The organism is Mycoplasmopsis iners ATCC 19705, assembly GCF_000701805.1.
In the GTDB taxonomy this organism is placed as follows: domain Bacteria; phylum Bacillota_I; class Bacilli_A; order Mycoplasmatales; family Metamycoplasmataceae; genus Mycoplasmopsis; species Mycoplasmopsis iners.
In genome coordinates this window covers 1-12,369 of record NZ_JNJW01000016.1, presented here as the reverse complement: position 1 = coordinate 12,369, position 12,369 = coordinate 1, and the positions used below count along the sequence as shown (strand labels likewise).

Annotated in this window: 8 protein-coding genes, 1 rRNA gene and 1 pseudogene; 4 read left to right on the top strand and 6 right to left on the bottom strand. The window is 29.2% G+C overall.

Translation table 4 applies throughout. From position 1 onward, the window contains the following. From T395_RS0102975 to gyrA, 4 genes and pseudogenes are all read right to left on the bottom strand, one after another. Positions 1-231, bottom strand: a 231-nt coding sequence (locus T395_RS0102975; protein WP_029512996.1) for a hypothetical protein, incomplete at its 3' end; no start/stop codon positions are given. 80 nt (positions 232-311) lie between these two features. After that, a pseudogene (locus tag T395_RS0102970) lies at positions 312-1,178 on the bottom strand (IS1634 family transposase); the annotation flags it as partial. Between the two features lie 225 nt (positions 1,179-1,403). Then, positions 1,404-2,921, bottom strand: a complete 1,518-nt coding sequence (locus tag T395_RS0102965) for an MAG5620 family putative phospho-sugar mutase (protein ID WP_029512994.1) — start codon at positions 2,919-2,921, stop codon at positions 1,404-1,406. 1 nt (position 2,922) lies between these two features. Beyond that, on the bottom strand, positions 2,923-5,661 hold the full coding sequence (gene gyrA, locus T395_RS0102960; protein ID WP_029512993.1) for a DNA gyrase subunit A: 2,739 nt from the start codon (positions 5,659-5,661) through the stop codon (positions 2,923-2,925). 127 nt (positions 5,662-5,788) lie between these two features. Here gyrA and gltX point away from each other — a divergent pair, with 127 nt between their 5' ends. From gltX to thiI, 4 genes are all read left to right on the top strand, one after another. Continuing rightward, positions 5,789-7,180, top strand: coding sequence for a glutamate--tRNA ligase (gene gltX / locus T395_RS0102955; RefSeq protein ID WP_029512992.1), 1,392 nt, complete (start codon positions 5,789-5,791; stop codon positions 7,178-7,180). Then, positions 7,171-7,581 carry a hypothetical protein gene (locus T395_RS0102950; protein WP_029512991.1) on the top strand — a complete coding sequence of 137 codons (411 nt, stop codon included), beginning with the start codon at positions 7,171-7,173 and terminating at the stop codon, positions 7,579-7,581. The genes gltX and T395_RS0102950 overlap by 10 nt, the downstream gene beginning before the upstream one ends. 484 nt (positions 7,582-8,065) lie before the next feature. Then, positions 8,066-9,637, top strand: a complete 1,572-nt coding sequence (locus T395_RS0102940) for a hypothetical protein (RefSeq protein WP_029512990.1) — start codon at positions 8,066-8,068, stop codon at positions 9,635-9,637. Then, on the top strand, positions 9,630-10,769 hold the full coding sequence (gene thiI, locus T395_RS0102935) for a tRNA uracil 4-sulfurtransferase ThiI (RefSeq protein WP_029512989.1): 1,140 nt from the start codon (positions 9,630-9,632) through the stop codon (positions 10,767-10,769). The genes T395_RS0102940 and thiI overlap by 8 nt, the downstream gene beginning before the upstream one ends. Positions 10,770-10,794: 25 nt before the next feature. On the opposite strand, the gene T395_RS0102930 is transcribed toward thiI, so the two are convergent. Then, positions 10,795-11,253 (bottom strand): Sua5/YciO/YrdC/YwlC family protein, encoded by a 459-nt coding sequence (locus T395_RS0102930; RefSeq protein ID WP_029512988.1) that lies wholly within the window; start codon positions 11,251-11,253, stop codon positions 10,795-10,797. A 141-nt stretch (positions 11,254-11,394) separates the two neighbouring features. Next, positions 11,395-12,369 (bottom strand): 23S ribosomal RNA (locus T395_RS0102925); the annotation flags it as partial.

The window sequence follows — 12,369 nt, the reverse complement described above, 5'->3', positions numbered from 1 at the left end:
CTTCCCTTTTTTAGGGGCTGTTCCTGTTTTTGAAAATATTACAGTTTCGTCTTTTTGATATTCTCTAAATTTATTTCAAATTCTACGTCTAATATTTTCTTTAAAGTAATCCTTATTATATTTTTCTGAAATATAAGATGCAAATTTGTATTCATATTCATTTGTGTATTCTCAATTTTCTAGTCATCTAAATAGATCTAATCATTCATAATGTTTCAATTGTTTAGCCATTTGTAAACTCCTTTCTCTTATTGTAAACGAAAAGTAGACAGTTTTTATTTTCTGTCTACTTTTCTTGTCCTAGTTTAGTCTTCCAAAAATCTAATATTTTTATTAACAGACATACCTTTATCGGCAACAATAGTTACATTGTTTATTTTGTATATGTTTTGGAGTTCTAAAACAAATTTGATAAATGTATTTGAATCAGCTGTATTTCCCGGAAAAACTTTGTAGTGAACGGGTATGCCATTTGAATCAGTTGCCATGCCAATCACAATTTGATCTTCTTTAAACTTGCCATCTTTTGAATAACCTGGTTTTTTATAACCTTTTCTATCAATTGTTTCAAAATAAGTTGTTGTCGAGTCATATCAAACAATATTTACATTTCTTTTATGTTCTTTGACTAAAACAGCGTTTAAGTTTTGTAAAATTTGTTCTCTATTTTCTGCGATGTAATCTAAAGATCTGTAAAATGCATTTTTTGAATAAACATTTTCTTGCTCTTTTTTCAAACTATTAAATGTTGCTCAAACACTTAAAGGTTGTTTAATTCTGTGGTAAATTTGTTGTTTTACAACTTCATTTAGACTTATTGATTTTGTTTTATTACAATCTTTAAAAATGTCGAAATGGTCTATTAATAAGCCAATTAGGTTCAATCCTTTGTATCTTTCGCTATATTTAATTAAGTCTGTTTTGTTATTTTTTAATTTCTTGTTTATTACATCTAAAATTTTTTCTTTGGTGTATGTCAAAGGCATATCTTTGATTAACATTTTGATTTTTTCAATAGCGTTCTCTTGGTATTTTTCAAAATCTTTTTCAAAACCAATTGCAAATCTTGTTTCATAACCAACACCATCTAATTTTTGATAACCAATTTGAATGTAATTACCTTTTGATCTTTTTGATACAGAAATTATTCATGTTCTTTTTCTTGTTTTACTTGCCATAAACCAATTATACCATAAAACAGTAGCATAATACTATAATTTTTACATATTTATTTATAAATATGTACGGGGTTAAAAAAGCATAAAAAAACCCGCAAGTGGGAAATGCGGGGGTTAATTCTATGTGTGCAATTTTGAAACATAAAAAACGAATATGTCTTATTTATAGGCATATTAGTTTTTTTATATCTTCAAACTTGGAAACTTGGGATAAAAAACGCACTTTTATTGTGCGCTATTTTTTAATATTTTTTTACTAATTCTTAGTATTTTTCTTACTTCTAATTTTAATAAAAGAAAGTCTAAAATTATGTTTCTCGATTCATATTCATATTGCTTGCAAAGTTGATATTGAATAACTAATTTTTTCTTTAAAAAATCATATGAAAGAATTACAGCATGGTTTTTACTTGTAAGCAATTTAAATAAAAATAATTTTTTGTCTTCATAATCATTAAAAACATTGATTTTATTAATTAAATTATGCTTATGCTTTAGATTAATGAATTTAGTTGCTGCTTTAATTAAATTGTCTAATTTGTCTATTTGATAGGCTTTTTCAACAATTTTTGTTTTAGTAATTCCAAAATTATCTTCCAGTTGTTTGTATTTAAAAGTCAACAAATTGTTTCTATTCCGGTAGTTATTAAACATTCAAATTAAACATAATAAAAAGTATGAATTGTTAAAAACTTTAAATGACATTGTGTTAGATAAGAAATAATTGTTAATATAAACAAATAAGCAATTTGGATTATTAATGTTGCTATGATGATTTTCTTCATCAAAATAGTAATATTTGATCTTAAATTGTTTCAAAAACTTCAATAATTTATAATTACTGTCATGCGAAATTACTACATATTTTTCACTCAAATCTTCGTGTGATCTTTTTAATTCTTCAAAGAAAAAGTTTAAATAAATTAATGCTAAATCTGAAGATTCAATCAATTCAAATTTATTGTTTATCTTGAATCAAGTTTGAAAAGTATTGTTTTTTTGTCAATTAAAAATTGCATGTACATGTTTTTTATTCTTTTTCAAATCACTAAATAAATTAAATCAAATTTTTCTTCAAAAACCATTGTAAGCAAAAGGCACTATTTTATAGTCGTTTTTGTAAAATTTAAGCATTTTAGAAACTAGACTTTTTTGTGTGTTTGTTTTAAAATTAAAAGCTAAAACACTTTTGTATCTTTCCTTTAGCTTTTTGAAATCACCTGTGGTTGAATTTGATGAAGCAAAATAATTTAAGTATTTATCTAAAGAAAGAGACACTAAATTAGTTTTATTCGTGTCAAAGTGCATATCGTTCAGCAATTCATAGGTTTCTTTAATCTTTTTTAAAAGCTCTTTAGTTAATTTATGATTTTTAAAGGAAAGAATATCAATTACTAAATAGTCTAATTTTTTATTTAATGAAATTTTAAATAAAACGTCGTATTTCTCATGATTATAGACATATTCGTCAATTTCTAATGGCACTGAACTATATTTATCAAAAAATAATGTTTGATAAAACGATGTAAAAAATTCAACAAAACTATTGAATGTGTTTTGTTGAATTAAATCTCCACTTGGAGAAATTAAAATTTTATTAATTTGATCTGAAAAAATAGCTGAAAAGGCTTGAACAAAATAATTAAGTGACAAACTTAAATTATCTAAATTCTTAACTTTACGAAATACAAAACTTCGATTGTAAAATTCAATAGGTAATTTTGTTATTTCGCCCTTTTTCATATTATTCCTCTGTTTCGTCGTCTTCTTCGTCTTCTAAGTCAATTTCAGCCGTTGCTTCCTTGATTAGTTCTAATTTTTGTTTTGCTTCATTAACTGCTTCAGTGTCAATTGATTCATCAACTTTGATAATTTCCACTGCTTGAATTTCTTCACCATCTTTAAGATTGATTAATTTAACACCTTTAGCTGAACGTCCAGAAATGCTAATATCAGCAATTTTGGTTCTTAATGTAAAGCCTTTGCTTGTGATAATCAATAATTCATCTTGTAAATTAACAAATCTAGCAAAAACGATATTACCAGCTAGTTTAGCATTGATGCTTTTAACCCCTTTAGCACCCCTTCTAACAAGTCTAAATAAGCTTTCATGGGTTAATTTACCAAAACCTAAAGCACCTATTGTTAAGATCAATTCACCTTCATTTGATGATGAAGATGAAACAACGAATTCGTCTTCATCAAGTTTGATACCTTTAACACCAGTTGCGGTTCTGCTAATTGGTCTAAAATCTGAAGAATTAAATTTAACAATTCTATCATTGTTGTTTGCTAAAACAACTTGTTCATCTTCGCCTAAAATGCTTGCTCTAATTAATTCATCACCCTCAACTAAATTAAAGGCATATTTACCATTTGAATTAATTCTTGCATATTCGCTTAATACAGTTTTTTTGATAATTCCTTGTTTTGTGGTGGTGAATAAATATTTATCATTAGCATATGTGTCAACTGGCAACATTGAGACAATTTTTTCACCATCTTTAGCATTTAATGCTGGAACAATGTTGACAAAAGCCACACCTTTTGATTGTCTTGATAATTCAGGCACTTCATGTGCTCTGATTCTATATACTTTAGCTAAATTTGAAAATAGTAATAAATCTGTGTGTGTATTAGTTGTCAAAATTGATGCTATATCGTCATCATCATAAGTTTTCATGGTATTTTGACCAATTCCGCCTCTTCTTTGACTACGATACTCTTCTAAATCCATTCTTTTTACAAAGCCTTTTGAAGAAGTAGTGATAACTATATCTCTTCTTGGAATTAAATCTTCATCAGTGATTGTGCCTTGAACATCATAATCAATTATAGTTCTTCTTTTATCACTGTATTTTTCTTTAATTTCGCTTAATTCTTCGATAATTAAGTTGATTAATGCTTCATGGTTATTTAAAATATGTTGAATTCTGGCAATTTCTTCATTTAATTGTTTCATTTCTTCAATCATATTTTCAATTGCTAAGCCTGTTAAACGGCCAAGACGCATATCAACAATAGCTTTGGTTTGTTTTTCACTTAAAGCAAAGCGCTGAGCTAAATTAGCTTGTGCTTCAGCATCATTTTTTGACTTTTTAATAATTGCAATAACTTCATCAATGTTTTCAACTGCTATTTTTAAGCCTTCTAAAATGTGTAATCTGTCTAAAGCTTTTTGTAAATCAAATTCTAAACGTCTAGTAACAACATCTTCTTGGTGTTTCAAATAAACGTTTAAAGCGTCTTTTAAATTTAATAATTTAGGTTCGCCATAAACTAAAGCTACTAAATTAGCGTTGTAATTCACTTGTAAATTAGTTTGTCTGTAAAGTTTGTTTAATAAAACGTGTGGATTATGGTTTTTCTTAACATCAATGACAATTCTAATGCCTTCTCTTGACGATTCATCACGTAAATCGCTAATGCCTTCAATAGTTTTTTCTTTTACTAACTCAGCAATTTTTTCAATAATTGCTGTTTTTTTAATTTCATAAGGAATTTCGGTAACAATAATTTTGCTTTTACCATTTTGAAATTCTTCAACTTTAGCAACCGATCTAACTGTAATAGCACCCTTGCCTGTGTGATACGCACTTCTAATTCCAGCGTTGCCCAAAATAGTTGCGCCGGTTGGAAAATCAGGTCCAGGTAAATATTGCATTAATTCATCAATACTAATTTCAGGGTTTTTTGCCAAAGCAATAGCGGCATCGATTGTTTCACCTAAATTATGTGGCGGAATTGATGTTGCCATACCAACAGCAATTCCAGAGCCCCCTGAGACAAGTAAGTTTGGAAAACGAGCTGGTAAAACTGCTGGTTCTAACTCACTAGCATCATAGTTATCGACAAAATCAACAGTATTCTTTTTAATACCTTCTAACATTTCGCCTGCTAGTTTTGACATTCTTGCTTCTGTATAACGCATAGCGGCAGCTTCATCACCATCAATTGAACCAAAGTTACCATGCCCATCAACTAAAGGATAACGCATTGAGAAATCTTGAGCCATTCTTACCATTGCTTCATAAACTGAAGAATCACCATGAGGGTGGTATTTACCTAAAACATCACCAACAATTCTGGCACTTTTTCTATGTTGCGAACTATGAGTAATGCCTAATTCGCTCATGTCAAAAAGAATTCTTCTATGAACTGGTTTTAAGCCATCTCTAGCATCTGGCAAGGCTCTAGAAACAATAACACTCATTGCATATTCAAGAAAAGAATTTTTCATTTCGCGATGCACAAAAACAGGATTAATTCCAGGGATTGCTTCTTCTAAAATTTGTGATTGAACTTGATATTCTTCTTTATTTTGTGGTATATCTTCTTCTTCCTCTTGTTCAACAGCTACTTTAGGCTCTTCTTTTTTAAAAGCAACAAAAAGTTCATCATCAGGAATGTAATTTTCATCCAATTCTTCTTTGTGAACTAATTTGTCTTTTTCATCATCTTTATTGTCAAAATTGATAAGCATATACACCTCGTTTTAGTATTAATTTTTATTAAATAAAAGTGTTATTATTTTACCATATTTAACATATTTTATATATATATCTATATTAAGTATATATAATATATAACATTGTTGAAAGGAAGTAAAAATGAAAAGAATTCGTACACGTTATGCTCCTAGTCCAACTGGTTATTTACACATAGGTGGAGCGAGAACAGCTTTATTTTGTTATTTATTTGCTAAACACTTTAATGGTGACTTTATTTTTCGTCTTGAAGATACTGATGTTAAAAGAAATGTGCCTAGAGGTGAAGAAAGTCAACTTGAAAATTTAGCTTGATTAGGTATTATTCCTGACGAAAGCCCGCTTAAACCAAACCCAAATTGTGGTCAATATCGCCAAAGTGAAAAATTGGCTCGTTATGCTCAAATTGCACAATTATTAATTGAAAAAGGCTTAGCTTATAAAGCTTATGATAATGGTGAAGAATTAGAAGCTCAAAAAGCCGAATCAGATGCTAAAGGCATTCCTTCGTTTAGATATAACCGTGATTGATTAAAGTTAGATGAAGCTGAAAAAGCAAGAAGAGATCAAGCTGGTGAATATTCAATTCGTTTAGCGATGCCAAAAGGACTTGTTTATAGTTGAAATGATATCGTTAGAGGCCACATTGAATTTAAAAGTGATGACATTGGTGATTGAGTAATTCAAAAAAGTGATGGCTATCCAACTTATAATTTTGCGGTTGTTATTGATGATCATGATATGAATATTAGTCATGTGCTTAGAGGTGAAGAACATATTACTAACACTCCAAAACAATTAGCTATTTATCAAGCTTTAGGTTGAGAAAATCCTCAGTTTGGACACATGACTGTTATTACAAACATGGAAGGTAAAAAACTTTCAAAAAGAGATACTAGTTTAAAACAATTTATTGAAGACTATCGTAATGAAGGTTATATGCCAGAAGGTGTCTTTAACTTTCTTGCACTTTTAGGTTGAACAGAAGCTAATGCCAAAGAATTAATGAGCAAAACTGAAATTATTGAAGCTTTTGATCCTGAACGTTTAAGTAAAAGCCCTTCTAAATTTGATATTCAAAAAATGCAATGGTTTTCTAAACAATATTTAAAAAATACAAGTACTGAAGATTTGATTAAAATGCTTAATTTAAACAATGATGAATGAACACAATTGTTTATTGATACGTTTAAAGAAAATGCTTATACAACTAATCAATTGTTAGAACAAATGAACATTTACAAAAATGCTCAAGGCACTAAACCAGAGTTAAATCAAGACCAAATAGATGTTGTCAAAACATTTGCTTCTTTACTAGATCAAGTTGAATTTACTGTTGAAAATATTCAAAGCAAAATTAATGAAACTGCCTTATTAACAGGAAAAAAAGGCAAAAATTTATTTATGCCAATTAGACTAGCTTCAACCTATGTAGAGCATGGACCTGAATTGGCTAAAGCAATTTATTTATATGGCGAAAAATTAATTAAAGAAAGATTAGCACAATGAAAATAAAATTTTATTCGCTAGCAAATCACTCAACTCAAGAAAATCAAATTGACCCAATAATTACTCAATTTGAGGTTGAATCTACTTATGAAAATTTTTATAATGAGGAGCATGACCTTGAGTATGAGACATATATTTTTAAAGAGCCTAACAACGGTGTGGCAAATTGTATTGAAGTAAATCCTGAAAGAATTAATATTTACGCTGGACCAACAACTTTATCAATTGCTAAAGATCAAGGTTTTGATAACTCTTATGTTAATGTTGATGGCAGCAAAATGATTTTGATAGCTCAATTATTAAAAGTTGAAAAACGTGAAAATTCTAATTACTTTGAGTACAATTTATCAACAGCTAACAACCAATTTATTGGTAATTTCAAAATTGAAATCAGCCACTTAGATTAAAAATTATCGCATTGCTTAATAAAAGTAATGCGATTTTTATTTGCAAAAACAAATAACATCTTTCCAAGTTAAGTAATCTAATTTGTCTAAAAATTCTGTTTCATAGGCTAATTAGGTTTTTTGGCTTTTAAAATTACAATGATTAAAATTGAGTTTTATATCAATGGTCTTAGCCAAAAAAGATTTTATACTAGTAAGTGGGAAAGGTTAATTTTGTAATTTTGTTTCCAAGTTAATTTTTAATTTTTGTCTAAAAAGCATTTTTCATAGGAAAATTAGGTTTTGTGGCTTTTAAAATTACAATGAAAGGATTTAAATAAAAGACCAAAATTTTGCCAAAGATTATTGCTAAATAATTTAACTTTTTTATGAACATTTCACGATTTTTTTTATAGCTAATTTATGAACTTAAAAGTGTCTTTTTAATTAACCAAATACCATTGTTTTTAGGCTATTTTTGGCATTTTTTTCATATAATAACATTATGTTAATTGTAAAAATTATTCTTGCTACTTTTTTATTAATTATTTTCACAGCAGTAGCTTCTCTTTGTCTAGCTTTACTTATTCGTAAAAGCAAATTAGATAAATTTTCTAAAACAATTGAAGATTTAGAAACATTGCTTTCTACAACTACCAATACCAGAACTAATACTATTAAAAGAGTTAAAAGTATTTACAATAAAACTCCTAATTATTTCGAAAAATTCAATAAGCTAACAAGTTTAAACAGCAAATTGCAAGATGACAAAGACGAAATAGATAGTCATTTACAACTTGTAAAGGATTTTATTCAAAAATACAATATTAAAAAAGCCAAAGAACAAATAAAGTTAATTAACAATTTAACAAATCGCTATAAAGATAAACACAACGACTTTGAAGTATTGTCTGAGTCGATAAATAAACACTGAAACATTATTGAAACTACTGCTACATCGTCTTTTGAAATTCTTTCTAAACTTAGTGAATATCTTAATATAAATCGCGATAATTTACCAAATTCTTATCTTTATGCTGATAGTAAAGTGAAAGAATTAAAAAAATCCGTTGTTGAAATTGAAAACAAAAAGAAAGAAACATTAATTGGTAAAGTTGCTAATGCAATTAGTGAAAATGAAAAAAGAATTCGCAACTTCGCTGAAAAAATAGATAAATTAAAAGCTTTTGAATTTATTATTTATAAGCATTTACCTAGGGTTTTTGAAGAAATAAAAAGCAACAAATATATTGACCAAAAAGCCTATGAAACAATCTATTCTGATTATTCTAATTTAAAAAATTATTGAGTTAATGAACATTATCAAAAAGTTAGAGATGATCTAAAAATGATTTTAAATAGCCTTTATAACTTAAAAGAAAAAGCATTTTGAATTGAACAAAAAAATAACTATTGAGCAAATCAAAAAAATATTTTGACTAAAGTTTTAAAACAATACGAAACAAAAATTGAGCAAATCAAAATTTGATTTGATCCTAACAAATTCGAAATCATCAAAAAAGAATTTAATCAGCTTACCTTAAAACTTAACTTATTATTAGAAAATGATGAAATTTTATTCACTGAAGTTGAAAAAATTTATGAAGAAATTGTCAAGTTTAAAAGGTTTATAGACTTAGTTAATCGTCAATTGATAAATTCATATAAAGGCATATTTAATGATTTATTTACCCAAAAGAATAATAAAATTATGCAACGTTTGTTTATATGAATTTTAGAACATTTTAATTTATTAGAACAGTCTAATCAAAATGTTGTACTTATGAGAAAAATTAATTCATTACAGGCTCAATTTGAACAGACATCATTGCCTGCGGTTGAGTTGCAAAATGAACGCAACGAAGCCTTTATTAACTGTTTCATAGAACTTTTCGCAAAATATTTATATAAAAATATGACCATTGAATTAGTTAAAAATAATGCTTTATTAAGAAGTCAAAATGTTAAATTTAATGACATTGTTAAAATAGTTAAAAAAGATTTAAAAGCTAAAAATTATCAAATAGCTTTGGAAAAAACGCTAAATTATTTGTCTAAGGAGAAAAAACATGTATAAAAAAATCCTAATTAGATATGGTGAGTTAACACTTAAACATAAAAACAGAAATGCTTTTACTAAAAAGTTACATGATAATGTAGTTAAAATTTTAAATGTTAAACCAGAAACTGGTTTTGATAGAATGTTTATTGATTATTCCAGTGAAAATTTAAATAATTTACAATATGTCTTTGGAATTCAATCATATTCGCCTGTTATAGAGTGTGACAAAGACTTTGAAATTGTTAAAGAACATGCTAAAAAATTAATCAGTAATTCAACTAAAACTTTTAAGGTTAATGCGAGAAGATCAGATAAAAATTATTCATTAACATCTGCTGAAATTAATACTAAGTTAGGTGCTTATATTTTGCAAGAATTTCCACATATTAAAGTTGATGTACACAACCCTGAAGTAGAAATCAATGTTGAAATTAGAAAAAATAATGTTTATATTTTTGATAAAGAAATTCAAGGGGCGGGTGGTTTGCCTGTTGGAATCACAGGTCGTGTTTTACATTTAATGAGTGGTGGAATTGATTCGCCTGTTGCTGCTTATCAATTAATGAAAAGAGGTTTAGAAATAGTTTATTTATCGTTCGTTTCTCCTCCACAAACAGATGAAAGAACTATTAATAAACTTAAAGAATTAGTTAACATTTTAAGTAAATATCAAGGCAAATCAACACTCTACTTAGCTAATTATTCTCATTTAATGAATTACATAGCGATGACATCAAATCCTGCTTATAAGATTAATTTAATGAGAAGAAGTTTTTACCGTATAGCAAACAAATTAGCTGATAAATTAAATATTATTGCCTTATCAAATGGAGAAAATTTAGGTCAAGTTGCTTCACAAACCTTAGAATCAATCTATACAATTGCTTCGGTCAGCACGCTGCCAGTTTTTAGACCTTTATTAACTAATGATAAAATTGAAACTATTAATATTGCTAAAAAAATAGGTACTTATGATTTATCTATTCAAAAGGCTAATGAAACATGCGAATTATTTGCTCCCAAACAACCAGTAACCAAACCAAAAATGGATGAAGCAAAAGCACTTGAAGCTGAATTAGACATGATTCCTGATTTAGAGGAAGATATTTTGACTAATAAAATTGAAATGTTTCAAATTAAAAAATAGTTGTTCCACGCAACTATTTTTTTAATTATCTTATTCATTCATTTGTATCTAAATTGTAAATTTGGCTTGATTGATTTGATTTTGTGCCTGAAAAAGCATAAACTTTCTTAACTTCAGGGAAAATCTCGCCTGCTTGTTCAATTTCAATAGGTGACATGCCTGATAAATTTGCACTAGTCATATACATTGGACCGTTCTTAAGTAAAAAAGCACATAATTCTTCATTTTTTGGCATCCTGAAGCCTTGACCATTTACTATTATTGAATAAGCACCTGGTCAATATTTTAAAGCTCATTGCGAGGCTTTATCATTTCATTGACTAAATTCTTTAGCTTGTTCTAAAGAACCCACTAAAATCATTATTTTTTTATTTCTAGGTCTCTTTTTTAATTCATAAATTTCGTCTAAGGTCTTTTGATTAATTGGTCCACCTATGCCACATACTGTGTCAGTATTGCAGATAAATATATCTTCATATTTCATTTTTGCCTCTTGTTCTTAAACTCTAAATTCAAGCTATTTATTTAATTTTAATAAAAAAAAGCACCTTTGGTGCCATATTCTTTGAAAACTGAATAGTAATTTTGGTTATGGTTCATTGAAATGTCTTATTAACACATAACAACTTTTAAACCGATCGATTTATTAGTAATGGTCAGCTCAACGTATTACTACGCTTACACCCCCATCCTATCAACCTCATAGTCTATAAGGAATCTCAAGGGAATACTTATCTTTGAGGAGGCTTCCCACTTAGATGCTTTCAGCGGTTATCCTTTCCGTACTTAGCTACCCTGCTATGCTGCTGGCGCAACAACAGGAACACCAGTGGTACGTCCACTCCGGTCCTCTCGTACTAAGAGCGGCTCTCATCAATATTCCAACGCCCACATCAGATAGGGACCAAACTGTCTCACGACGTTTTGAACCCAGCTCGCGTACCGCTTTAATGGGCGAACAGCCCAACCCTTGGAACCGACTCCAGCTCCAGGATGCGATGAGCCGACATCGAGGTGCCAAACCTTGCCGTCGATGTGATCTCTTGGGCAAGATAAGCCTGTTATCCCCAGGGTAACTTTTATCCGTTGAGCGACTGCCATTCCACAATGTACAGCCGGATCACTAAGTCCTGCTTTCGCACCTGCTCGACTTGTAAGTCTCACAGTCAAGCACACTTCTACCTTTGCGCTCTACATACGGTTTCTGACCGTATTGAGTGTACCTTTGAACGCCTCCGTTACTCTTTAGGAGGCGACCGCCCCAGTCAAACTACCCACCACGCACTGTCCTCCCACCTGATTATGATGGCAAGTTAGAAACTCAATATAACAAGGGTGGTATTTCAAGGTTGACTCCTTCAGAACTGGCGTCCTGCTATCATCGTCTCCCACCTATCCTACACATGTTAGACCAAATTTCAATACGAAGTTATAGTAAAGCTCCATGGGGTCTTTTCGTCTTGATGCGGGTACCCAGCGTTTTCACTGGGACCATAATTTCACCGAGTCTAGTGTTGAGACAGTTGAGAGATCATTGCGCCTTTCGTGCAGGTCAGTATTTAGCCGACAAGGAATTTCGCTACCTTAGGACCGTTATAGT